Here is a 24,414-nt window from a genome sequence, read left to right as displayed (position 1 = left end):
GCTTTTGTTTAAATGCCTGTAAACATTAGGCTATAACAAATAATCCATAATAATTAGATGTTACATACCGTTGACCAGCTACCATCTGTACCCGGTTCAGCCGCTGTCCACCAGTTCGCTTGGTAAACCACACCGTTGTGGATGATCTTATCACCTTGGTTAGCGTGGCTTGGATTACCTGCCCAATCCGTTTGTGGCAGAGCTGGGTATGTCACTAAACCTGTCGTATCACACGTACCTGGTTCAGTGGTACCACCACCCGTGCCCGCATTGAGATCACCAATTGGTAGAGCTGGCTGTTCAAACTTAAACGCAAACTCTTTACCACCAGAAATCACTGAGTAGTTAGCCGGACCAGAGATTGGTAGGTAGTAAACCATATCAAGCTCGTAAGTGCCGCCCGCCGGCAAGTCTTTCCATGCTGGTAGAGAGAACGACACACGGTGCATTACGCCATCTAAGCCACCAATGTTGTTTGCTCGAGTATGTCCAGAAGCAATTACTTTCAAACCACCACCTGATTGGTCTTTCGCGTTGTCCGGCGCAGATACTGGGATATCGAATTGGAATTCAGTACCGCCAGGGATCGCTTGACCAGTGTTGTTCGTAAACGTGATTTTCGGGTTAATTGGGTAGTTTTGATCGCCAACTTTGAAGCCGCCAACACTAACAGTAATGTCTACTGCTTCAGTTGGTGTTGGACCAGTCGCTACTTTATTACCGTAAGGCGTCGCAGACTTAAACTTGTCGTAGATAGCTTTGGTCATAGTGTTACCCATGTGGTATTCACCATTACCCGCCGCACAAGCTTGTTCAGTTGCATCTACTGCCGTACGATTACCATTTGCATCCAGTACGTAACAGTTGTAGTCACCGGCTAGTTCCCAGAACATGATACCGCCGATCTCTTTATCGATAACGTAATCGGCTTTCACCTCGATAGAAGCTTTATCTTCCGTAGATAGGAATACGCTCTTCTCCGCGTTCCACAACCAAGGTGCTACAGCAACGCTATCGTAATGACGAGTATAAGTACCAACAAACTTATCTGAAGGATCGTTGACTGGGTCAAGACCGTAAGCAGCTGCGTAAGAGCCCCATATACCGTTTTCTAGGTTCTTAGCATGCCACATTGGGTTAGAACCAGCGCCCATTTCGTTTCCTTTAGGGTCGGTATCATGCCACATGTTGTCGATACCAATAGCGCCGTGACCACAGTTGTTCTTCTCACCTTCACCTGTGCCCGGTTGGCACTCTGCTTGGTTTGGTAGTGCCGCTCGGCCCCAAAGGCCATTTTCACCACCAGTAACACCTTGCCAACCACGGGTGTAGTAAGGAACACCAATGTTAATACGACCTGCTGGCATAGAACCACGGAAGTAATGGTAAGCCCAGTCTGTGTTCAAGTAACCGATACCACCGTATGCAGCAGTGCCGTATACGTTCCACTGCGCTAGCTCAGAGTCTTTACCTGTATCGAATAAAGCCGCGTTATGACCAACGTGATCATTCCAAGCCCCATGCAAGTCGTAAGACATGATGTTTACGTAGTCTAGGTACTTAGTTACATCGAAGGTTTCCATCCCACGTAGCAAGTAACCTGAAGATGGTGCTGCGATAGTCAGCATATAATGAATACCATCTTGCGCGGATGCCGCATCAAGTTTCTCACGCAATACTTTCATCAGCTCTTGGTAAGACGCCCATAAATACTGACGACGTGGTTCCATGAAGTCTTTGTCGTAAGGGTTACCAGCACCAGCCATTGACGTCGGGTATTCATAGTCGATATCCAGACCATCGAACTTGTACTGACGCATCATTTCAACGGCTGAAGTTGCGAACTTCTCAATACCAGCATGATTAATAGAACCGTCCGCATTCGTCGTCATGGTGTAGAAGCCACCATCAGCTACACGATCGCCGTTCGTATCGAAGTGACCGCCCGTTTCAGCCCAACCACCGATAGAGATTAGCGTTTTAACATCATGTTTTTGCTTGTAAGTCGCGAGCGCACCAAAGTGACCTTTAAAGCCAAGAGCAGGATCTACCTCAACGCCAGGCCAAGTTTTACCCGTAGCAGGGTTGTTAGGGTCATTAACGTCACCAACGTTTACTTTACCATCAGAACCAATGCTCACAAACGCGTAGTTAATGTGAGTAAGTTGCTCCCAAGGAATATCTTTAACAAGGTAAGTCGATTGAGGGTCCTCACCTGCGCGCCAACTAGTAAAGTAACCAATCACACGACGTGGGTGATCGGCGCCCATTTTCTCGCGACCTTCTTCGTCATAAATAGAACAGTAAGGAACGTCTACACCCGTTGTTTGATACAAGCCATCAGGGCGACAGTTAGATGTCACCGCGCCACCGTTTACCGTTAACGTCGCAAGTGCAGAATCTGCAGTTGCTCCGGCATCATCGGTTGCTCTCGCATAAACACTTAACGAACCAGCTTGTGAAGGCGTTACATCAAGCGTGTATGGTGCAGTTGTTGCGGTGCCAGCAAGGACACCCGCCACATAGAAATCAACTTTAGCAACGGTGCCATCCGCATCTGCGGCATTCGCAGTCAGTGTGACGGAGCCACCCAAGTCAATAGAAGTCGCAGAAAGCGCAACATCCACTGTCGGCGCTTCGTTACCAGGTTGTGCTGGTGCCACAGTTAACGTCACAGCACTTGCTGTGCTCACTGCACCTGCATCATCATACGCCTTAGTAGAGAATTCGTGCTGGCCTTCAGTCGCTGTCCATGACGCAGCATAAGGCGCAGACGTTGCCTGACCAACTAATACGCCATCAACAAAGAATTCTACTTTGCTAACGGTTCCATCGGTATCTGCTGCATCTGCAGCTAGGTTAACAACATCCCCCGCAGTCACAGAAGCCGACGCAGAAGGCGATGTCAGAGTAACAGTCGGGACTTCATTCTGAGGTGGATCAACCGGTCCAGTGCCATCACATGCGCCAAGTGTTTCCCACTCGCCCCACTCACCAGATTGCGCTGGGTTACTGTTTTGCGTCCAGTAACGTGCTTTGTAAGCATTACCTTCATGTTGAACTTGGTCACCACCGTTATAAACTTTTGATGATTGCCAAGTTTCTAGAGGGGCACAGTCAACCGCTGCGTAGCTATTGAAGGCCATAAGACAAGAAGCGGTGAGAGTGCTTAGTGTGAACACGCTTTTCACTGCGTTGCCGTTTTTAAGGTGCATAATCGCTCTTCCTTAAGTTATTGTTAAAACAATACTAAATGCGCTAAACAAAGCGCACTTATACTTTTATTTCGACGTAAAATAACTTAAGTACAAGTTGGTGATTTCACACTATCTATTTACGAGTTTTCCACACCGCCTCGCAACAATCCACTAAATGCTTGCAACAACGTACCTATTATTTGGCACCAGTAACTAATTTTATAAATCAAATAAATATGTCACTCGCAAATTAATAAAAAAGGCAAAAAAAGTCGTTATTTTGAAATAAAGATCACTAAGCCTTTGTTGACCTTGGCGTTTCATTAAAATGTCGCTTGTACTCGCGACTAAACTGTGATGGGCTTGTGTACCCAACCAGTCTCGCGGCATCGTTGACTCGTCTCCCCTCCAGTTGGATCAACTCGCGCGCTTTATTAAGTCGAACTTTCTTAATGTATTGCAACGGAGATTCAAGCGTGACATTGCGAAAAGCTTGATGGAAAGCAGACACACTCATATTGGCTTCTTCTGCCAATGTTTGTACGCTCAACTGTTCATGGTACGCTTGATGAACACGATTCAGTGCTTTGGCCACTCTAGCGTAAGAGCCTTCTTGGTGTGCTAAGTCAAATAAAACATACCCTTCTTTGCTTACCAAAGTGCGATAAACAATTTCCTCAAGAAGTAGATCACCGAGCATGACAACATCTAGCTCATTACACAACGCGCTCATTAGTCGCTTGCATGCATCCAGCATACCTTCGCTCATGCGTACCGATTTAAGGCCGCAACGGGTAGCGTCCAGACACTTATTACTGAATTTCTCAGCCTCAAGTTTTTTAACGAGCTTATGAAGAAGCGTTGGCGAAATATCTATCGAGATGCCGAGTAAAGGCTCATTGTTTGTCGCAAACGCTTCGCACTCCAGGGGCATGGGAACTCCTACGACAAGGTAATCATCGGGCCCATATTGGACAGGTGTATCACCGATATGAATGTTCTTATGTCCTTGACCTAAAACAATAATGCCAGACTGATAGACAAACGGTTGGCGATGATTTCCTTTGCTACTGCGATAAAACCATACGCCATCTATTGCGGTTTTCTTCATACCTTCTAAGTCATGCAGTCCCTGCTTTTCAACATATTGCTGCATGATATCTGCGAGAGTGTGCATTAGAGCGCTCCATCAATGACCAACGAGTTTGGTCTCTATTATCATTTCGAGCACTATACTTCCTCTCGACTTTAACTTTCTAGCTCAAAAGCATCAATTTTGTAGAAATAGGCAAGATATTTGCAGAAATCGACCTATTAACGAACATTGATCAGGACTAATATGCACGTATTCAATCTCCTTTACTGGAAGCAAGAGGGCTAATAATGAACTTTTCTTATGTAAACCCAACCAAGATTTTCTTTGGTCAAAAACAAATCGCTGCAATCAAAGAAGCTATCCCATCCGACCAAAAAGTTTTAGTGGTATACGGCGGTGGCTCAATTAAAAAAAATGGCGTGTACGACCAAGTCTCAGAAGCACTAGAGGGACATGAATGGCTAGAGTTTTCTGGTGTTGAACCCAACCCAACCAAAGAAACGCTCGATAAAGCGGTCGCAATGGTAAAAGAACATGGTGTTGACTTTATTCTTGCTGTAGGTGGTGGTTCAGTCATTGATGGCTCTAAATACGTAGCAGCAGCATCTAAGTATGATGGTGATGGCTGGGATATCATGATTGGTAAACACCAAGTCACTGAAGCGACGCCTCTAGCTGCAATTTTGACACTGCCAGCAACAGGCTCAGAGTCAAACATGGGCGCAGTTATCACTAAAAAAGAAACTCAAGACAAACTTCCGTTCATGTCTCCAGCAGTACAGCCTAAATTTGCTGTGTTAGACCCGGATGTAATGAAAACACTTCCAGAACGCCAGCTTATCAACGGCATTGTTGACGCATGGGTGCATGTATGTGAGCAATACTTGACGCTTCCTACCGGCGCAATGGTTCAAGATGGTTATGCAGAAACACTGCTGAAAACCTTAAAAACACTCGGAGAACAGTTTGCCGAGCGAGACGACGATATGTGGCGCGCAAACTTAATGTGGTCTGCTAATCAAGCATTGAACGGGTTAATTGGTAGTGGCGTTCCACAAGACTGGGCGACACACATGATCGGCCACGAATTAACGGCTCTATGGGGCGTCGATCATGCACGTTCTCTTGCAATCGTCCAACCATCGCTACTTCGCAACCAAATGCAATTTAAACGTCCTAAGCTAGAGCAAATGGGTCGCAACGTATTTGGACTTGAAGCTGGAGACGACCTTGCTGAACGTACCATCGAAGCGATCGAAGCGTTTTATCATCAACTTGATGTCGCAACTAAGCTAGAAAACTATGGTGAAAGTCGTGAACAAGCGATCGATGCCATCATCGAACAACTCAACAAACACGGAATGACCGTTCTCGGTGAAAACCAAGCGATTACTCTTGAACGTAGTCGTGAAATTTTAGAACTCGCTGTTGCCTAACAGCAAAAACAGTTCACTGCCCTTTCTAGGGTTTAACGGTATTGTGACTTAACGGTCACAATACCGTTTTTTTATGCTATTTTGTAAGCTTCATCACGTTCAAATTCGGGAACTCCTCAAAATAACGATTAATCCCTACAAACTCATTGATCGTGTAGGTCAGTAAAGAGACAACTGTCTAGCTTTACACAAACAAAAATAAAATTGAATTCAAAGGTCTAACTTACTCATTTAATGGACCTTTTATTTGTTGTAGTTATTCACTACATTAGCTTGTCTGTTCGAGAATCCATTTTATGTGGCTAGTTGTTGTCGTATTAGCATTCATACATATCATCAGTATCCGTAAAGGTCCTAAGTGGGTCTTCTACGTATCCAAACCATTACCAGTGCTCTGTATGCTTGGGATTTTAATCCAGTCTCCTGCCTATCATATGCCATACACGCATTGGATTTTGGTTGGCTTATCGCTCTCGTTGCTTGGTGATCTACTATTAATGCTCCCTAGAGATAAGTTTATTACCGGATTAGTGCTCTTCTGCTCTGCCCACCTTTCCTATAGCTACGGTTTTACCATCATGTCCGCTTGGCATTTTACGCCTTGGCTCCCTATTGCTTTATTTGGACTCGGTGTATGTTTCTATTGGTTGTTTCGACCGGACCTTGGTCAAGAAAAGCTCCCGGTTGCCAGTTACATATTGGTATTGATGACCATGTGTTGGGCTGCTATCGAGTATTATTTGAGTGGAAAAACACAATCGTCCTCGTTTGCAGTGCTCGGAAGCTTTATCTTCATCGTTTCTGGTACCGTCTTAGCTTTTGAACGCTTCGGGGGACGATCCGTATTTTCGCGACAAGTCGTCATGGTGACCTACTATTCCGCACAAACATTGATGGTAATGTCCGTTGTTGCCATCGTAGTTCGTTATCCGTATCTCAGTTGAACTGACTTATTAGTAATAGCTTTTGTGCCTAATTCTTAAAACATCACTTTATCAAGCACTAAAGTGAGCAGGTTCTTAATCTTAGAACCTGAATATAAGCTTGTTCTTAATGAAATAATGCGCACAACTTGCTATTGTAGAAGGATATTTTTCCTTTATAGCGTGCCCCTTTGAAAGAGAACACTCCTGTTGTTGAATTTAGCAACGTAAACAAGTGGTATGGCGATTACCACGCTCTAAAAGATATCAACTTCTCCGTACATTCTGGCGAGATCGTCGTGGTGTGTGGCCCTTCTGGTTCAGGAAAATCAACGCTCATTCGTTGCATCAACCATCTTGAATCGATTCAAGAAGGCCAGCTTCATGTATTCGACCAGCCTTCTCACGCAAAATCTCTCAAGCCCGGTAAAATCGGCATGGTGTTCCAGCACTTCCACCTTTTTCCTCATTTGACTGTACTGGAAAACCTCACCTTAGCGCCGATTCGCACACTCAAATTGTCAAAACAAGAAGCTGAAAAACGCGCACGACATTACCTAAAGCGAGTCAACATTGAAGAGCAAGCGAGCAAGTACCCTATCCAGCTTTCTGGCGGTCAGCAGCAACGCGTCGCGATTGCCCGCTCCTTATGCATGGAACCGGACTTGCTCCTGTTTGACGAACCAACTTCGGCGCTTGATCCGGAAATGATCAATGAAGTGTTGGATGCCATGGTTGAGCTGGCACAAAGCGGAATGACGATGATTTGTGTCACGCACGAAATGGGATTTGCCAAAAAAGTAGCAAACCGCGTGGTATTTATGGATGAAGGCCAAATCCTGGAAATGAACTCACCGATCGCCTTATTTCAGACGCCACAGCATCCACGAACCCAAGCATTTTTGAACCAAATTTTAAGTTACTGATGATAGTTCGCGTAATCAAACCTGTCCTTCAAGCTTTACTGCAAATGACGCTCCTCTTCATCGCGATTGTGTGGGTGTTGGACTCTGGTGCCGACGCTATGGGCTATCAATGGCAATGGGAGCGCGTACCTGATTACATCGCTTTTTATGAAGATGGAGAATGGTGGCCGGCAGAACTTATTGATGGGCTATTGGTCACGCTTAACATCTCGGCTATTAGTCTATTTTTTACCTTAGTATTAGGGTTGGTTACCGCGTTACTAAGGCTTAGCGATTCGAAAGTCGGCAATATTATTGGTACCACTTATGTCGAAGTAATACGTAACACGCCGTTGTTGGTGCAAATCTATTTACTCTACTTCGTGTTTGGCCCCGTGATTGGTTTGGACCGATTCAGCACCGCCGTTTTGGCATTATCCCTTTTCCAAGGTGCCTACACCGCGGAAATATTCCGTGCAGGTTTAAACAGTATTCCTAAAGGGCAATTCGAAGCAGCACAAACTCTCGGACTATCACCGTTTTACACCTACAAAGACGTAATTTTTCCTCAGGTTTTACAGCGCACATTACCGCCATTAACCAATGAAGTGGTTTCTTTGATCAAAAACTCTTCCATTGTAAGCGTGATGGCGATTTTTGATCTAACAACACAGGCACGCAACATCGTCTCAGAGACGGCGATGCCGTTTGAAATTTGGTTTACCGTGGCAGCAATTTATCTTGCTCTCACTCTGTCACTTTCTGGCTTGTCTGCATGGCTAGAACACAAACTCGGAGCCAGTTGGCGCAAATTATAAGGAGATAAAATGAAGTTATTCAAAGCGACCATTACTGCATTATTAGGGCTAGCCATCGCTATGCCTACAATCGCGAAAGAAGATGTTGCCACACCCAATGTAGATCAAATCAAAGAACGAGGCACTTTGCGCGTTGGTATGTCAACATTTGTACCTTGGGCAATGCGTAACAAGCAAGGTGAGTTAATCGGTTTTGAAATCGATGTGGCCAAACGCTTGGCACAAGATTCAGGTTTGAAAGTGGAATTCGTACCGACTGCGTGGGATGGCATTATTCCCGCACTACTGGCGAAAAAGTTCGACGTGATCATCGGTGGCATGTCGGTTACGCCTGAGCGTTCCAGAAGCGTCTTGTTTACTGAGCCCTACTCGCACTCAGGCGTTCAAGTAGCAGCAAACAAAGAACTCGCCTCTGGTTTTAGCGAATTTTCGGATTTTGACTCACGACGCGTAAAAATTGCGGCTCGTCGCGGCGCATTCACCGTTCAAGTAGCCAGAGAAACCTTCCCGAAAGCGAAGATCCTGCAATTTGATGACGACGCGCAAGCGTTCCAAGAGGTGCTGAATGGTAACGCCCACGCGGTCATTGCTTCTAGCCCAAAACCAGAACATGAGACAGTGAAACACAGCGACAAACTATTCCTTCCATTCTCTGAGCGACTATCACAAGGTAACGAAGCCTTTGCAGTTCGCTTGGGGGAAGAAGATAAAAAGGCCTTTTTCAATAAATGGATTGAAGCAAGAACCCAAGATGGATGGTTAAAACAACGTTATGAATACTGGTTCTCGACATTAGATTGGCAAGATCAAGTCGCGCAAGGCCAGTAATCTAAATGGCTCGTGGACGCCGCGAGCCTATACTCTCCAATCATCCATTTTACTTTTCCATAACTTATCGGAGTCAAATTTTTGGGCGAACACACTACCACTCGCACAGCACCCGCGAAATCCAGCACAGGCTACCTTTTACCGCAATTAAACACACTAGACTGGGTACTACTTGTTATGTGCGGTATCGGTGGTGTTTGGCTGTACCATCGGTCCGCTGTTGGTGTGCATTATTTGTGGCAGTGGAAAGAGGCGCTTGAATTACTTTTCACGCCTAGAGCAGATGGTGGTTTGCCCTACTTCTTCCAAGGTTTGATTTCGACGTTAAGGCTCAGTATTTGGGGCATCAGCTTCGCATTAGTGTTTGGCACTTTGTTAGGCTTAGCACGCTTCTCTCGTTCCGTTTGGTTGCGCACACCTGCCAATGCGTTTATCCAGTTAGTGAGAAACATCCCTCCGTTGGTGTTTGTTTTTATTTTCTACTTTTTCATTTCTAACCAATTGATCCCGTTACTCGGTTTGGAAGATCTTCTACGAAACTACAACGGCGAACCAAATGCGCTACAGCGCTTTCTGTTTGGGCCTTCTAACCTTTGGGAAAACCTTGCCTCTGGCGTGTTATGCGTCGGCTTACTCTCTTCTGCCTACATTGCAGAAGTTGTGCGCGGTGGTTTACAAAGTATCGACCAAGGTCAGTGGGAAGCAGCTGACTCATTGGGCTTGTCTCGATGGGTGAAATACCGATTTGTTATCGCGCCACAGGTGCTTAAATCAATAACACCTGCACTTGCCGGTCAAACCATCTCTTTGGTGAAAGACACCTCTATTGTTTCACTGATTTCGATACAAGAAATGACGTTTGTTGGGACAGAGATGGCAAATTCATCAGGGTATATATTTGAAATTTGGTTGATTGTCGGCCTTGCTTACTTCTTAATCTGTTTTGGTCTGTCACTTATTTTCCGCCATATTGAAGCAAAATCGGAAGCCATTTCAAATTAACTCAACCGCATATGTAATTAGGCACATTTGATTCTTCAAATCAGAATTGCACCCTGTTACATTGGCAAGATGCTAAATTTTCGGCGTTTTTCATGGAGTTAAAGAATCAATCCGACTACGAGCGATACATAAAACAAGATAATCTTGGTGAATATTACGTAGTTCTCAATCAATTCACTTTTCACAGTGTTTATCAGCCAATTTTTGATAGACGCCAACGTATTATTGGTATGGAAGCCTTACTGCGTATTCGTGGCATTGATGGTTCCCTAATTCGTCCTGACGTGTTTCTGGCCAATAATGGTCTTGATCCCTACTTTCGCTTATGTGTAGAGTTTTTATCCAGAGCAATGCACATTCGAAATTTTGCACGCTATTTCGCAGGGACACCGATCAAACTGTTTCTTAACGTCATGCCTCAAACGCTACTCACGCTAACCAAAGACATGGGCTTTAAAGATAACGGCCTGCTTTACAAACGCCTTTCCGAACTTGGTATGAGCCCATCAGACGTAGTTTTTGAAGTAGTCGAAGAGTCATGCGGAAATACGGATTTATTAATCAAAGCCGTACAGTTAATGAAAGCGAATGGTTTTATCTTTGCTATCGATGATTTTGGCGCCCAACATTCTGATATCGCACGTGTTCAGCAGCTCTGCCCTGACATCATCAAAATCGATCGTTCCTATTTGCTAGACTACTGCGCCGGAGAAACCTTTTCCATACATAGCGCCGTTGATCTAGCGGATCATATGGGAGCAAAAGTCATTATAGAAGGGGTTGAAGAAGACGTGCAACTACAAGCTATGTATCAACTTAATTTGGATTATTACCAAGGCTTTTACTTAGGAAAGCCTTGCGCCATTCATCACTGGACAGATAGCCTAAACATCGAGACGACAGTGCATTAACACTGCCCACTTACAGCACAGTGAAACCAAAAAAGCGCCGATATAATATGCTCGGCGCTTTTTAGTTTTACTCAGATGTCACTTATTTAGTTAAGCGTTCATTTCCCTAGAAAAAATCAATAGAATTACGACCGCTCTTCGGATCACGAGTGGCTTGCGGTTTGTCTTCTTTTTTGCCTTTCTTAGCAGACTGAGACAACGCTTCTTTCTGCGCTTTACGCTCTTTATGTGCCGCTTTACGGCCTGTTGATTTAGGCCCAGAGGCTTTAGGTGACTTACTTTGACGAGACTTATCTTTACGAGAAGACTGCGCTTCTTTTTTCGCTTTCTTTTCTGCTTTTTGCTCTGCCGTTTCAGGTTCGGTTACTGGCGCATCGCAAACCACAACATAATATTCCTGGTTAAACTCAAAAAAGTCACCATCATACATCTTGCGGCGCTTACGTGTTTCTAGTTCACCATTCACCGCGACGTAGCCTTCCTCGATGATATGTTTTGCTTCGCCGCCACCGCTGACCAAGTTTGCGATTTTAAAAAGCTTGTACAGTTCGATTGGATGCGCATCAACATCGATGCCAATCGCTTCGATCTCAATCTCTTCGCCTTCTAAATACTCTTCGTGGTCGTAATCTTGGGTCATGTTACTTACTCTTACTATTTGATGCCCTGAAGTTTAAACGCAATGCTTAAAAATAGAAACCTCTGCCGATGTTCAATCACCGATTCGCCTTGGCGTTTGAGCACCTCTTAACCCATTTAACTTGTCGCTCGTTAGCTTGTATATCGATGCGTAGCTCAAACGAAGCTGCAATTACGCAACCTGAAGGTATATACTCTCTAAGTTATTGTTGAAAAGAGCGAATACTTTGTCTCAACCAAGTAGAATTACCTTTGTCACTGCGAACTTGTTTAATTTTGTCGCACCGCCTAACGCCTACTATGATTTCGAGAACATATACTCGTTAGAGCAATGGCGAGACAAACTTTCGTGGACGCAACGTCAAGTTGAAAAACTGGAAGGCGACGTGATTGGCTTACAAGAAGTGTTCAGTATCGAGAAGACCCAGGAATTTTTTTCAACCATCGGCTACCCCTACTTTGCGACCGTTGACACCCCACATGTTGAGGATGAGTACATTTACTCAAGCCCTGTTGTGGCAATCGCCTCTCGGTTTCCAATAGAAAAAGTACAAGCGGTAGAGTTTGACTTAGCAACGCTTGAGCCTTTTGGAGTAAGTGTTGCTCCAGAGTTCAGTCGCAAACCTATCTATGCCCAAGTAATACATCCTGTACTTGGTCATATCGCCGTTTACGTAACGCACCTGAAATCTCAACGCCCGGCCGACTCAGAACAACCAGAAACGTCTAGCACGATTATTGGGCGCTGGTTATCCACCCAGCAAAGAGGCTGGGAAGCAGCGATGTTAAGAGACGCGATGCAAAAGAGGTATCGAAAAGAACCAATGCCGACAGTGTTAATGGGCGATATGAATCAACCTATCACTCCTATCAGCGTTAACAGCGCATTGGTATCCAATACTGGTGACAGCGTCACTGAATTACAACTCAAAGATGGTTGGTTATTGCAAAGTGACACCCTGAAGGATGAACGCCCAGCCACGCACTATCATTTTTCCACTGGGAATGTACTCGACTATATCTTGCTCTCACAAGAGTTTGACACCTTATCAGATATATCGGTTGCCGAGGTTGTTGACTATCAGGTGTCTAACCAACATCTGATCAACCCGATTTATGACAGAGATAAAAACGCCAGCGACCACGCATTTGTGGCGCTGACGGCTGAAGTAAAGCTTTGAGCAACCTATTTAGTTACTTAGTGACGTTTCACAATTTTACGCGGGATAAGTTCTACGCCAGGCTTGTAACGCTTAGCGGAAGCATTGAGTGCTAACTCCATTGCGCTGTCCGCGATCAACTCAAACTGTTGAGGCAAAGAGTTGATTTTCACAGGCAAAAAGTCCAGCAGTCGATTATCACCAAATGTCGCTAAACGCACCTTTCCCATCAGTTCTGGTTTTTCTAGCATTACATCCAACACACCTTCTAACAGTGTGTATGACGTTGTAACAATGGCATCTGGCAATGCGTTCTCTGTTAACCATCTCTCTAAGACTTTCTTGCCTTCTTCCCGGGAGAAGTGTTGTCCATAACCCACTGTTGCCGTTTTACCACCTTGTTGAGAAGCAGATAGAAAACCGAGCTCACGCTCTTTTGAGACTTGAAGATCTTGCAATGCACCGATTAAGCCAATGGACTTAATATCCTCTGACAGTACTGACTGAGTGAGTTCAAGTGCGGCATCAAAATCTTCGCTGATGACACAACAAAAGTGCTCATCATCCATTGGACGGTCTAGCGCGATAACTGGCGTACCAGAATTTTGCAACTTAAGGTAATACTCGTTTGCAGTGGGCATACCACTTGCCACAAACAACGCATCAATGCGACGACTGACTAATGCTTCCGCCACCTTTTGCTCTGTATCAGGATCATCATCAGAGCAGCCAATCAAAATTTGGTACCCCGCTTTCCGAGAGTTCTGCTCTATCAGCTTTGCAAGACGCGCATAACTGGTGTTCTCTAAGTCTGGGATGATAAGCCCAAATGAGCGTGAATTACCTGCCCGCAAGGAAGACGCCGCATGATCTGGCTTATAATTGTACTCATCTACAACGGCCATCACCTTTTTCTGAGTCTTCTCGCTGATGCGGTATTTCTGCGCTTTTCCGTTAATCACATAGCTTGCAGTTGTCTTAGAAACACCCGCTAATTTGGCTATTTCATCCAGTGTCATATTCTAAACCTTATTCTGTGCGCGCGATCATATTAATACATCAACGATCTTTCGATAAGTTGAATTATAAGCTGAACCGATTCAGTATAAAAGCTGAAAGGATTCAGCAAAACTTAAAAATTGACGTAAATCACCCGAACACGCAACAAACCAATTTGTGAGCTAGGCTATAGGACAGCGGCAAAGGCTCGTTTGTTAACGTCAGTTTTTAAAACAGTTTTTCTGAGTCTTTTAAAAAATTCACCAACAAGCTGAATCGATTTAGCTTGAAAGATAAAAGGTTTGAGGAGTGATAAGCGCTCAGAAGAAGCGGCGTTCAACTTCTCACACAGAATACATTTTTAAATTGATACCTTAAGGCTGGAGAAGCACCATGCTTAAGCTAAATAAGAACGACATTACCCTCTCGCAATCAGCGACAGATAAGTTTGAAGCAATAAAGAGTATTGCTCATAGCCTGACTGATAAAGGCCTAGTTGAACGCGGTTACGTTGAAGGCATGCTAAACCGTGAAAACCAAAACTCTACGTTTTTGGGGAACGGTATCGCCATCCCGCACGGTACAACCGACACTCGTGCAATGGTGAAAACAACGGGTGTTGCTGTGCATCACTTCCCACAAGGTGTCGACTGGGGTGATGGCAATACTGTGTTCGTCGCTATCGGTATCGCAGCTAAATCTGATGAACACCTTGGCATTCTTAAACAGCTCACCAAAGTGCTAGGCGCAGATGGCGTAGAAGAGCGTCTGCGTAATGCAAAAAATGAAGACGAAATCATCGCCCTACTGCACGGTGATGTTCAGCTTGAAGCAGACTTTGACGCTTCTTTAATTCAACTGATGTTCCCTGCGAGCGACATGCTACAGATGAGTGCTGTTGCAGGTGGTCTGTTGAAAAATACGGGATGTGCTGATAACGAATTCGTTGCCGATCTCGTTACCAAACAACCAACTCACTTAGGTAATGGCCTGTGGTTAATTGGCAGTGACAAACATGTCACTCGCACAGGTGTGTCATTTGTCTCGACGGCAAACGACTGCGAATATGAAGGTCAAAAAGTGCGTGCACTTTTCGCGTTCGCAGCATGTAACAATGCTCACCAACCTATCCTAAAAACGCTTTCTAATATTGTGTTTAACAATGAACACGGCAAGCTTTTAGATGCATCAGTAGAACAGATTCTTGCTTTGTTCAAAGGTGAAGAAGTCACAGCCGCATCTTCAGAAGAAGGCAATACCGCTGTATTTAAAATCAAAAACTCTCACGGCCTACATGCTCGTCCGGGGGCAATGTTAGTCGCAGAAGCGAAAAAGTTTGAATCCACTATACGTGTTGCCAACCTAGACGGAGATGGAAAAGCAGTAAACGCGAAGAGCCTAATGAAAGTTATCGCGCTGGGCGTTAAGCACGGTCACCAACTTCAATTTACAGCAGAAGGCCCTGATGCCCCGCAAGCCTTGGAGTCTATCGGAAATGCAATCGCTTCTGGCCTTGGTGAAGGTTAAGGATCCGATATGACAAACAAAACAAATAAGGTTGTCACTATTACGCTCAACCCGGCATTGGATTTAACAGGTTCAGTAAATGAACTAAACGTTGGTTCCGTGAGCTTAGTACAGCAAAGCAATCTCCACGCTGCAGGTAAAGGTGTCAACGTAGCAAAAGTGTTGAGCGATTTAGGCGCAGACGTCACGGTTACCGGCTTTCTTGGTAAAGATAACCCTGAGCTATTCCATCAGCTTTTCAATGACATCGGCGTTAAGAATGAGTTTGTAGAAGTACAAGGTGCAACTCGTATCAACGTCAAGCTCGTTGAGGCTAATGGAAACGTTAGTGACATTAACTTCCCTGGTGTTCAAGTTACGGCAGAAGAAATCGCGCGCTTTGAAGAAACCCTATTCCGCCTTGCTGAAACACACGATTACTTTGTATTGGCAGGCAGCCTACCGGGCGGTGTTACTGCAGAGCAATGCGCTGCATGGATAGAAGCACTGCATCAACAAGGCAAAAAGGTGTTGTTCGACAGTAGCAAAGCCGCATTGAAGTCAGGTATTGATGCTCACCCATGGTTAATTAAACCTAACGATGAAGAACTTGGTGATTTTGTTGGCGAACATCTAGCAACACCTGAACAGTGCCAAGCTGCAGCGCAAACACTGAGCGACAAAGGCATAGAAAACATCGTGGTTTCTATGGGACCTGACGGTGTTATGTGGCTCAACCAAGGCGAATGGCTTAGTGCAAAACCGCCTCGAATGCATGTCGTGAGCACCGTTGGCGCAGGCGATACGCTGGTCGCTGGCTTGTGTTGGGGCCACATGCAACTGATGCCTAAAAACGATTTATTGCGCTTCGCTACGGCACTTTCTGCTTTGGCAGTTAGTCAAGTTGGCGTAGGGCTAACCAGTCAGGAAGAACTGGAAAATATCAAGCGACAAACTGAAGTTAGCGCGCTTTACCCTATTACAAACTTAGAACAAAACTAAGGAACAGAAGGTTATCGTATGAATATTGCCATTATTACTGCCTGTCCGAGCGGTGTAGCAAATAGCATCCTTGCGGCAGGATTACTAGAACAAGCCGCCGCAAAATTAAACTGGAATGCCAAAATAGAATGTCAATCAAGTGTGGTTGAACCAACACTATTGACGGAAGCTGACGTTGAACAAGCCGAAGTCATTGTCATTGCGGCAAATACTAGCGTCGACACTTCTCGTTTTGTAGGAAAAAAGGTTTACCAAGCGGAAATTAGCGAAATAGCAAAAGACGCAACTGCGTTTCTCCAGCAAGCGGTTGAAAACGCCACTTTACTTGAAAAAGCAACCACACTTGCAGCCCCTATCACTGCAGATACAACATCAGCAGCGAAGAAAATTGTTGCAATCACCGCTTGCCCTACTGGCGTTGCGCATACCTTTATGGCGGCAGAAGCTTTAGAAGAAGAAGGCAAGCGTCGTGGCCATCAAATCAAGGTGGAAACTCGTGGTTCAGTTGGCGCTAAAAACCAACTGACTGAGCAAGAAATTGCAGACGCCGATCTGGTGATCATTGCTGCGGATATTGAAGTGCCACTTGATCGCTTTAACGGAAAAAAGATGTACCGCACGAAAACAGGCCCAGCTCTGAAAAAAACAGCCGAAGAGATGGACAAAGCATTCGAGCAAGCCACGATTTACCAACATTCAGGTTCTGCAAATTCTGCTTCGGCAGCAGACGAGAAGAAAGGCGCTTACAAACACTTGATGACAGGGGTATCGCACATGCTGCCTGTGGTTGTCGCTGGTGGTTTGATCATCGCCCTATCGTTCGTGTTTGGTATTGAAGCATTTAAAGAAGAAGGCACACTAGCAGCAGCCTTGATGAACATTGGTGGTGGCTCTGCATTCGCATTGATGATTCCTGTACTTGCTGGCTATATTGCGTTTTCAATCGCTGACCGTCCTGGTCTGGCTCCTGGTCTTGTTGGTGGTATGCTAGCAAGTTCAACGGGTGCTGGTTTCCTAGGTGGTATCGCAGCTGGCTTCATTGCCGGTTACGCAGCGAAACTCCTCGCAGATAAGGTGAAACTGCCACAATCGATGGAGGCGCTTAAACCGATTCTGATCATTCCATTTGTAGCAACATTGTTCACTGGCCTTGTCATGATCTACATCGTAGGCGGCCCAGTTTCAGGCATCATGAACGGCCTGACTGACTTCCTAAACAACATGGGATCTGACAGTGCAGTACTACTGGGTATTATCCTTGGCGCAATGATGTGTTTCGACCTAGGAGGCCCTGTCAACAAAGCCGCTTACGCATTTGGTGTTGGCCTTTTGGCTTCACAAACTTACGCGCCAATGGCGGCAATCATGGCCGCAGGTATGGTTCCTGCGCTAGGTATGGGTTTAGCGACCTTCATTGCGAAGAACAAATTTGAACAAAATGAACGTGAGGCAGGTAAAGCATCATTTGTCTTGGGCCTTTGTTTCATCTCTGAAGGCGCAATTCCATTTGCTGCGAAAGATCCAATGCGCGTGATTCCATCTTGTATGGCAGGTGGCGCACTTACTGGTGCCCTATCGATGCTATTCGGTGCGAAATTAATGGCACCACACGGCGGTCTATTCGTGCTGCTAATTCCTAACGCAATTTCACCAGTATTAATGTATTTAGTGGCTATTGCAGCAGGTACAGCGGTAACTGGCTTTACTTACGCATTCTTAAAAAGCAAAGCAGAAGCGAAACAAGAAGTCGCAGCTTAATTAGAGCGACTCCGGTTAACAATGCCACCCTCGAATTTGGCATTTAGCACCTCCCTTTAATTCCGGTTAAGGGAGGTGTTTTTTATTCCGCAGCCGGAACGGCTACAATGTCTACTTCCCCACTGCTCATATCCACCGTTGCTTGATAAGCGCTATGCGGGTCACCGTAGTGCTTGAAGGTAAAGTGGTAAACGTTAGCTGGCGTCCACAAGGTTTTTGACTCTGCGGGCAGAATGTCATAGCCGTCTTGCTGATAAAGCTCTGTCGCCATTACATTTGCGATTGCCGCCTGCTGGTTAGCGTCTCGATCCACCTTTTGCTCTAGTGACGGGTTACTTGGATAAGACTCACCGTTGTAACTCATGAGTCGATATGAGCCATTACTCCAAACGATAAAGTCCTGCCAACCATTACTGTAACTGTCGGCTAGTACAATAGGCGTGCGAGTTACCGACATTCGATTGATAACGTTTCCCTCATTATCAAACATATATGCAGAGCAGCCACCACTACCACAGAAATAACGATCTTGAAGCAACACTATGTATTCTGCCTTGCCGTCGCTGTTTAGGTCGGCGCTACCCGATAGATAACGTAGATTGTCTTGCTCGAGCGACAACCCTTCAGGGGCTAAAACCTTACTATCAATCCAACTGGAAATGACTTCAGCACTAACACTGTTGACTTTAGGGGCAGGTTGTTTGGTTTCTGTCGGCATGCTATCCGTCGCGGTGCAGCCAACCAAGGTGAAAGAACCAACGAAGAAGAGTCCGTTTAATATGCGCTTATTCATGTAATCTCAATCTTTGATGTGTCGTTACATCAGTATACGCATGATTTGCATTGTAATCGTAAGACAATCATTAAAATCAAGCAAATGAATGGTTTGGTATATATTAGTAAGATCAAAAAAGCCCCGAAGAAAACCTTCAGGGCTAGGCAGGAAGCTGGCAAATAGCCAGGAGTCCCTATGCAGTGGTCGGTTTTACCCTAAACAGAATTGCAAACATCACTGGCACCACTATCAGTGTCAGTACAGTAGCAAAACCAAGACCTGCCATAATCGTTATTGCCATCGAGCCAAAGAAGGCGTCGAAGACCAGTGGAATCATCCCCAAGATAGTTGTTAGTGCCGCCATACTTACCGGACGAACGCGGCTTATCGCACTATCAACAATCGCGAGGTAAGGATCTTTACCAGACTCCAACTCAAGGTTAATTTGGTCAAGCAACACAATACCGTTTTTCAAAATCATGCCACTTAGGCTTAACAAACCAAGGAATGCTGTAAAACTGAACGGCATGTTCGTGGTAAGCAAACCAAAAGCAACGCCAATGATCGCTAACGGAACGGTGAACCAAATGACCAACGGCTTTTTGATTGAGTTAAACAATAAAATAGTAATGATGAACATCAACAAGTAACCCATCGGCAATGAACCGAATAGGCCTTCTTGTGCATCTTTGGATGATTCGTACTCACCACCCCATGTGATTTCGTATCCTTCTGGAACATGCAATGCCATCACTTTAGGCTGTACACGAGCAAATAAGCTTGCTGCCGTGTCGTCACTCAACACATCATGGTCCGCGAGAACGGTTAACGTACGCTTACGGTCACGACGCTGAATTAGCGGCTCACTCCAATCCAGTTGAACGCCATCAATCACTTGATCAACCGGAATATACGTTTGCAACGAAGGACTCCAAATGGTCACGTTTTGTAGTGATTCAAAATCTACGCGTTCTTCTTCAGGAAGGCGTGTCATAATTGGCAACGTATGTGTACCATCACGCAAGTAACCTAAGGTGCTACCACCAAACGCCATTTGCAGTGTGCTTGAAAGATCTTCTTTCGAAATACCTAAGCGACGAGCTTTAGACTCATTGAAAACGGGTACAAGTTCCTTGGTGCGCTCTCGCCAATCGTGACGAATGTTTCGGGCACCAGGATCGGTATGAAGGATGTCTTCAACTTGCACCGCCAAGTCACGTAAAACTTGTGGATCAGGGCCAGTAATACGCGCTTCGATCTTAGACGCTGGTGATGGACCAAATTCCATCAATTTAAACTGGAACGTAGGCGCATCAAATGTTTTCGCCAGATTCTCATCTAACTTATGCAGTAAACCAAACATTTTCTCACGATCAGTCGCGCGAACTTGGAACTGAGCGTACGCTTCGTAACTTTTTTCTGGTTGATAGGTTAAAGCAAAACGCTGTAGGCCCTGCCCAATCGAAGCAGAAACAAAGTCAATATCATCTTGCTGACGAATGTAGCTTTCGACCTCTTCAGCTTTATTGATCGTTTCACGGATGTCAGTACCCTCTGGCATCCACATATCCACGTAGAACATCGGCGTATTCGATGGTGGGAAGAACTGCTGTTTTACATTACCAAATGCCACGACAGCACCCACTAATAGCGCCACCATGCCAGCAACGGTAAGCCAGCGGAATCGCAATGCAAATTTCAGCGATGCCCCAAATACGACAAACAACCAGCCTTTATAAGGATCATCTTCGCTAGTACCTTGCTCTTTGTTTTCCTCTTTCAACAAAAGATCGGCAAGGAAAGGCGTCAGTGTAATAGCGGTAATCCAGCTTAAAAATAGTGAGAAACACAGCACCCAGAATAGAGAGCCCATGAACTCACCTGTCGCATCTTGCGACAAGCCGATAGGTGCAAAAGCCGTAATTGCAATAACAGTCGCGCCCAGCAAAGGCCATTGTGTTTGCTTTACAATATCGACAGCCGCTTGAACTTTGGTACGCCCTTTCTTTAGGCCAACCAATATGCCTTCCACGACAACAATCGCGTTATCAACCAGCATACCTAAGGCAATAATTAACGCGCCAAGAGAAATACGATGCAGTTCGATGTTGTTGTAATTCATCAAAATGAAGGTACCAAATACCGTCAATAACAACACAACTCCAATGATGACACCACTGCGTAAACCCATAGTAAACAGCAACACAATGATTACGATCGCCACTGCCTCCGCTAGACTAATTACAAACGCTTTAACAGATTCATCCACCTCATTGGCTTGGTTGTAAAAGTAGTTCATATCGATGCCAGCAGGCTTGATAGACTCAAGGCTCGCGAGCTCCGCATCCAAACGTTCACCAACCTCAACCACGTTCACACCCGATGCAAACGAGATACCGATATTAATCGCTTTTTGACCGTTAAAGAGTACGACGTTGCCTGGCTTCTCTTGAATACCGCGAGAAATCGTTGCTACGTCTTTTAGACGAATTAGATTTCCTGTGTCACGGCCATGAATGATCAGATTTTCTAGTGCTTCTACAGTGTTTAAGGTGCCGCTTGGGCGAATAACAAGGCTTTCGCCATTGACCATCACTTCCCCTGCTGAAACCACATTGTTTTGCTGGTTCAACAAGCTCGAAACCACATTCATGTCTAAGTTCAGTGCAGCAAGGCGATCAAGTGAGATCTCAACGAATAGCATTTCTTGCTGATCGCCCGTGATGTCTACCTTACCAACACCATCAACAAGCTCGATTTCACGGGTCAGGTAATCCGCATAACGTTTCAGCTCTACATAGTCGTAATCGTCACCAGTGAGCATTAACATCACGCCATAAACGTCACCGAAATCATCAATGATCTGTAAAGACTGAACACCTTGAGGCAATGATGGTCGTAAATCATTAATTTTACGGCGCATTTCATCCCAAATTTGCGGCAGTTCATCAGGACCATAGTCCATTTCCATGCTCACCGTTATTTGAGACATACCATTAGAAGACGTAGAGGTAATTTTGTCGATATAAGGGAGTTTTCGAATCTCTTTTTCTAGAGGATACGTCAGCTCTTCTTCAACTTCTTTTGACGTCGCGCCAGGGTATGTTGAGATGATCATGGCATCTTTGATCGTAAATGCCGGGTCTTCTAATCGTCCAAGCTCCAAAAATGACGTTAAACCACCAACAGCAAGGATAATAATGAACAACCAGCTGATGACTTTGTTTTTTATTGAATACTCAGCAATGTTCATTATTGGTTATTCTCCACAACATCCACATGTTTACCTTCGCGTAATTTACGCAGATTTGAATTAATCAGAATATCGCCCTGGCTAACACCTGACGACACAATGGCTCCATTGCCATTCACTTGAGAAATCATGACAGGCACTCGTGTGACAATGTCACCTTCTTTTTTCCACACAAAGAACTCATTCCCTTCACTGCCTGCTTGAAGCGCCGTGACAGGAACACTGTAACCATCGATAGAGGTAATGCCCGCCTTCACCATATCGACCAAAACGCTTACGCTGGTTCCCGGCAATATCTCTGTTTTTGGCTGTGGCATCGTCAAGTACATTTCGTAGGTTTGAGTTTCAGCGTTGGGTTCACTTGTGTGCTCTAAATAGTCCAAAGCAAATCTGCCATCGATGCCGGAGAAGGCTGCTCTAGGCTTGTAGCTCATGCTGTCTGAGTTTGGGTCTACCATCGCTAAAACATTGTCGGAAAGCTCAATACGCACGTAAACCAAATCGTTTTGGTATAGGTTTAACACGGGTTCACCAATTGCCACACGCTCAAAACGTTCTTTGAAAACATCGGATACTTTACCGGCGAACGGGGCGAATAAACGGGTGTAATTCAATTGATTGGTCGCGTTATAGAAAGTAGCCTCAGCTAGCTCTTTATTGGCGGTTAGCTCATCAAGTTCCGCTTTTGAAATCATTTGACGTGCATGCAAGTCTTCACCGCGTTTAAGCTGACGAATTGCGAGTGTGTATTGTGCTTCTGCGTCATTCACGGCTTGCTTCTCTTTGCTATCATCTAGCTTTGCGATCATTTGCCCCTGCTTCACAACGTCACCCGCTTTAACCAATACGTGCTGAACTTCCCCAGCGCGGCGAAATGCCATTGGCGTTTGCTCTGCAGGCACTACTATGCCTTTGAACGCGCGATGCTGACTTTGTACTGGTGCATCCACCGAGATAGTCGACACAAAAAGTGGCTGCTCGACGATAGCTTGGTTTTCATTTTTGCACCCTGTTAAAACTGCAAGTGCAATCGCAGAGATCGTAAGTAGAGAACGTTTCATTAAATGCCTCCCTCACGAACCCAAGCTTTCACCACTTGTCCTTCAACCAGTCTCTCAACACCAGCAATAACAACGTAATCATTGTTATCAAGCCCGGCTTTCACACCACCTGCTGCGTCAAGTGACACAGTGACTTTATTGACCTGCTGCGTGCTTCTGTCCATTACCCAAACTTCACCTTGCGTCCCATTTTTGTTGACCCAAGCAGACTGAGGTAACGTCATCGCGTCCGATACATGTTGTTTAGCAATGTGTACCTGCCCAGTCATACCTGTCAGCAAATTGCGATCTTCTGGTCGAGTGATGGTCACGATCGCCTCATAACTATTGGTATCGATGTTTGGCTGCGTCGAAATTTCTTTAAATTGCCCAGGGATACGTTTTCCTGGCTCGCTATCCATCGTCACCCACATATCGGAGTTTTGCAGTGACTCAAGTGATACAGATTCCGCATAACTTACTGGCAAGGTGAAAGATACATCCAACGTCGTATTATCAATGAGATTCAAGATCTCCTGCTTCTCTGCTACTACTTGAAACGGGTTGACATAGGTATATGACACAATGCCATCAAACGGTGCGTGAATTTTGGTATAGCTCAAATCGGTTTTAGCTTGTTCGTAGTTCGCCAATGCCGCTTTATATTGAGTTTCTTTCTGATCGTACTCATCAGTACTAATGAGTTTTTTTCCGTAAAGGTTTTTCGCGCGGTCCCATTGTGTTTTCGCTAACGCGTACTGCGCTTGAGCGGCATCTAACGCAAGCTGAAGATCTTTAGGGTCTAACGTTGCAAGCACTTCACCTTTTTGGACCTTTTGACCCATGCGTACACGTAATTCATCTACCTCTCCACCAACCTGAAAAGAAAGCTGCGCGCGATGTGTTGCATCAATACGCGCTAAAAAGGCGTGCGAGTCTTCAAGTTCTAGGTCTTTCACCGCCAGTAATTTTACAGGTTTGATTAAAGGTTCAGACGGCTCAGAAATGGCTTTATTACACCCAGTTAGCATCCCAGAAAGACTTAATGTCACCACTGCGCCAACTAAAGTGCGCTTTAAATATTGTTTTCGCACCCGCTTTCTCCGTAGGTTTTATATATTACACAGCCGTGCAGTATAAGCAGAATTTGAAATTGATCAACATAT

Annotated in this window: 19 protein-coding genes; 11 read left to right on the top strand and 8 right to left on the bottom strand. The window is 45.2% G+C overall.

The genetic code is table 11. The annotated features are described in order from the left end of the window. Positions 1 to 53: 53 nt before the first annotated feature. Both R7Q48_RS03165 and R7Q48_RS03160 read right to left on the bottom strand, forming a co-directional pair. Complete coding sequence (locus R7Q48_RS03165) at positions 54 to 3,215, bottom strand: chitinase C-terminal domain-containing protein (RefSeq protein ID WP_318132152.1); 3,162 nt, start codon at positions 3,213 to 3,215, stop codon at positions 54 to 56. A 277-nt stretch (positions 3,216 to 3,492) separates the two neighbouring features. Next, positions 3,493 to 4,374, bottom strand: a complete 882-nt coding sequence (locus R7Q48_RS03160) for an AraC family transcriptional regulator (RefSeq protein ID WP_053808441.1) — start codon at positions 4,372 to 4,374, stop codon at positions 3,493 to 3,495. A 206-nt stretch (positions 4,375 to 4,580) separates the two neighbouring features. Between R7Q48_RS03160 and R7Q48_RS03155 the strand changes: the two genes are divergently transcribed. The 7 genes from R7Q48_RS03155 to R7Q48_RS03125 all read left to right on the top strand — a co-directional run bounded on the left by R7Q48_RS03155 (position 4,581) and on the right by R7Q48_RS03125 (position 11,116). After that, positions 4,581 to 5,729 carry an iron-containing alcohol dehydrogenase gene (locus tag R7Q48_RS03155; protein ID WP_006742257.1) on the top strand — a complete coding sequence of 383 codons (1,149 nt, stop codon included), beginning with the start codon at positions 4,581 to 4,583 and terminating at the stop codon, positions 5,727 to 5,729. Positions 5,730 to 6,025: 296 nt separating this feature from the next. Beyond that, positions 6,026 to 6,673, top strand: a complete 648-nt coding sequence (locus R7Q48_RS03150; protein ID WP_104972557.1) for a lysoplasmalogenase — start codon at positions 6,026 to 6,028, stop codon at positions 6,671 to 6,673. Between the two features lie 170 nt (positions 6,674 to 6,843). Further along, entirely contained in the window at positions 6,844 to 7,578 is a 735-nt protein-coding gene (locus tag R7Q48_RS03145; protein WP_318132149.1) for an amino acid ABC transporter ATP-binding protein, read from the top strand. Beyond that, complete coding sequence (locus tag R7Q48_RS03140; protein ID WP_256902706.1) at positions 7,578 to 8,375, top strand: amino acid ABC transporter permease; 798 nt, start codon at positions 7,578 to 7,580, stop codon at positions 8,373 to 8,375. The genes R7Q48_RS03145 and R7Q48_RS03140 overlap by 1 nt, the downstream gene beginning before the upstream one ends. 9 nt (positions 8,376 to 8,384) lie before the next feature. Continuing rightward, on the top strand, positions 8,385 to 9,203 hold the full coding sequence (locus R7Q48_RS03135; protein WP_064369266.1) for a transporter substrate-binding domain-containing protein: 819 nt from the start codon (positions 8,385 to 8,387) through the stop codon (positions 9,201 to 9,203). An 81-nt stretch (positions 9,204 to 9,284) separates the two neighbouring features. Beyond that, the gene (locus tag R7Q48_RS03130; RefSeq protein WP_017820957.1) at positions 9,285 to 10,205 is read left to right on the top strand and encodes an amino acid ABC transporter permease; all 921 of its coding nucleotides are present in this window, start codon (positions 9,285 to 9,287) and stop codon (positions 10,203 to 10,205) included. Positions 10,206 to 10,297: 92 nt separating this feature from the next. Continuing rightward, positions 10,298 to 11,116, top strand: a complete 819-nt coding sequence (locus R7Q48_RS03125) for an EAL domain-containing protein (RefSeq protein ID WP_005386068.1) — start codon at positions 10,298 to 10,300, stop codon at positions 11,114 to 11,116. Positions 11,117 to 11,222: 106 nt separating this feature from the next. On the opposite strand, the gene R7Q48_RS03120 is transcribed toward R7Q48_RS03125, so the two are convergent. Then, positions 11,223 to 11,756 carry an RNA-binding S4 domain-containing protein gene (locus R7Q48_RS03120; RefSeq protein WP_005376400.1) on the bottom strand — a complete coding sequence of 178 codons (534 nt, stop codon included), beginning with the start codon at positions 11,754 to 11,756 and terminating at the stop codon, positions 11,223 to 11,225. 226 nt (positions 11,757 to 11,982) lie between these two features. On the opposite strand from R7Q48_RS03120, the gene R7Q48_RS03115 reads away from it, so the two are divergent. Beyond that, the gene (locus tag R7Q48_RS03115) at positions 11,983 to 12,936 is read left to right on the top strand and encodes an endonuclease/exonuclease/phosphatase family protein (RefSeq protein WP_170890110.1); all 954 of its coding nucleotides are present in this window, start codon (positions 11,983 to 11,985) and stop codon (positions 12,934 to 12,936) included. A gap of 17 nt (positions 12,937 to 12,953) precedes the next feature. Here R7Q48_RS03115 and cra read toward each other — a convergent pair whose 3' ends face one another. Next, complete coding sequence (gene cra / locus R7Q48_RS03110; protein WP_005386066.1) at positions 12,954 to 13,934, bottom strand: catabolite repressor/activator; 981 nt, start codon at positions 13,932 to 13,934, stop codon at positions 12,954 to 12,956. Positions 13,935 to 14,307: 373 nt separating this feature from the next. Here cra and fruB point away from each other — a divergent pair, with 373 nt between their 5' ends. Genes fruB through fruA form a run of 3 tightly spaced genes read left to right on the top strand, consistent with a single transcriptional unit; the run spans position 14,308 to position 18,180 of the window. Next, entirely contained in the window at positions 14,308 to 15,441 is a 1,134-nt protein-coding gene (fruB, locus tag R7Q48_RS03105) for a fused PTS fructose transporter subunit IIA/HPr protein (RefSeq protein ID WP_047103539.1), read from the top strand. Between the two features lie 9 nt (positions 15,442 to 15,450). Beyond that, a complete protein-coding gene (pfkB, locus tag R7Q48_RS03100) occupies positions 15,451 to 16,422 on the top strand; it encodes a 1-phosphofructokinase (RefSeq protein ID WP_042520798.1) in 972 nt (323 codons plus the stop codon). An 18-nt stretch (positions 16,423 to 16,440) separates the two neighbouring features. Beyond that, positions 16,441 to 18,180: a PTS fructose transporter subunit IIBC gene (gene fruA / locus R7Q48_RS03095; protein ID WP_213970396.1), complete on the top strand. Its 1,740-nt coding sequence runs from the start codon at positions 16,441 to 16,443 to the stop codon at positions 18,178 to 18,180. Positions 18,181 to 18,262: 82 nt separating this feature from the next. Here fruA and R7Q48_RS03090 read toward each other — a convergent pair whose 3' ends face one another. The 4 genes from R7Q48_RS03090 to R7Q48_RS03075 form a co-directional block, all read right to left on the bottom strand. Next, positions 18,263 to 18,973: a hypothetical protein gene (locus R7Q48_RS03090; RefSeq protein ID WP_256902708.1), complete on the bottom strand. Its 711-nt coding sequence runs from the start codon at positions 18,971 to 18,973 to the stop codon at positions 18,263 to 18,265. A gap of 175 nt (positions 18,974 to 19,148) precedes the next feature. After that, entirely contained in the window at positions 19,149 to 22,208 is a 3,060-nt protein-coding gene (locus R7Q48_RS03085; RefSeq protein ID WP_256902709.1) for an efflux RND transporter permease subunit, read from the bottom strand. Continuing rightward, positions 22,208 to 23,269, bottom strand: a complete 1,062-nt coding sequence (locus tag R7Q48_RS03080) for an efflux RND transporter periplasmic adaptor subunit (protein ID WP_213987622.1) — start codon at positions 23,267 to 23,269, stop codon at positions 22,208 to 22,210. The genes R7Q48_RS03085 and R7Q48_RS03080 overlap by 1 nt, the downstream gene beginning before the upstream one ends. Further along, complete coding sequence (locus tag R7Q48_RS03075) at positions 23,269 to 24,342, bottom strand: efflux RND transporter periplasmic adaptor subunit (protein ID WP_017820965.1); 1,074 nt, start codon at positions 24,340 to 24,342, stop codon at positions 23,269 to 23,271. The genes R7Q48_RS03080 and R7Q48_RS03075 overlap by 1 nt, the downstream gene beginning before the upstream one ends. Positions 24,343 to 24,414 lie beyond the last annotated feature (72 nt).

Source organism: Vibrio sp. 378, assembly GCF_033339435.1.
This window is presented reverse-complemented; position numbering and strand designations above follow the sequence as displayed.

Bases quoted from the DNA above. Each gene is read 5' to 3' on its own strand.
- R7Q48_RS03085 (WP_256902709.1), bottom strand. From the start codon at position 22,208: ATGAACATTGCTGAGTATTCAATAAAAAACAAAGTCATCAGCTGGTTG.
- pfkB (WP_042520798.1), top strand. From the start codon at position 15,451: ATGACAAACAAAACAAATAAGGTTGTCACTATTACGCTCAACCCGGCA.
- R7Q48_RS03140 (WP_256902706.1), top strand. From the start codon at position 7,578: ATGATAGTTCGCGTAATCAAACCTGTCCTTCAAGCTTTACTGCAAATG.
- R7Q48_RS03080 (WP_213987622.1), bottom strand. From the start codon at position 23,269: ATGAAACGTTCTCTACTTACGATCTCTGCGATTGCACTTGCAGTTTTA.
- cra (WP_005386066.1), bottom strand. From the start codon at position 13,934: ATGACACTGGATGAAATAGCCAAATTAGCGGGTGTTTCTAAGACAACT.
- R7Q48_RS03155 (WP_006742257.1), top strand. From the start codon at position 4,581: ATGAACTTTTCTTATGTAAACCCAACCAAGATTTTCTTTGGTCAAAAA.
- R7Q48_RS03150 (WP_104972557.1), top strand. From the start codon at position 6,026: ATGTGGCTAGTTGTTGTCGTATTAGCATTCATACATATCATCAGTATC.
- R7Q48_RS03135 (WP_064369266.1), top strand. From the start codon at position 8,385: ATGAAGTTATTCAAAGCGACCATTACTGCATTATTAGGGCTAGCCATC.
- R7Q48_RS03125 (WP_005386068.1), top strand. From the start codon at position 10,298: ATGGAGTTAAAGAATCAATCCGACTACGAGCGATACATAAAACAAGAT.
- fruA (WP_213970396.1), top strand. From the start codon at position 16,441: ATGAATATTGCCATTATTACTGCCTGTCCGAGCGGTGTAGCAAATAGC.
- fruB (WP_047103539.1), top strand. From the start codon at position 14,308: ATGCTTAAGCTAAATAAGAACGACATTACCCTCTCGCAATCAGCGACA.
- R7Q48_RS03090 (WP_256902708.1), bottom strand. From the start codon at position 18,973: ATGAATAAGCGCATATTAAACGGACTCTTCTTCGTTGGTTCTTTCACC.
- R7Q48_RS03160 (WP_053808441.1), bottom strand. From the start codon at position 4,374: ATGCACACTCTCGCAGATATCATGCAGCAATATGTTGAAAAGCAGGGA.
- R7Q48_RS03165 (WP_318132152.1), bottom strand. From the start codon at position 3,215: ATGCACCTTAAAAACGGCAACGCAGTGAAAAGCGTGTTCACACTAAGC.
- R7Q48_RS03120 (WP_005376400.1), bottom strand. From the start codon at position 11,756: ATGACCCAAGATTACGACCACGAAGAGTATTTAGAAGGCGAAGAGATT.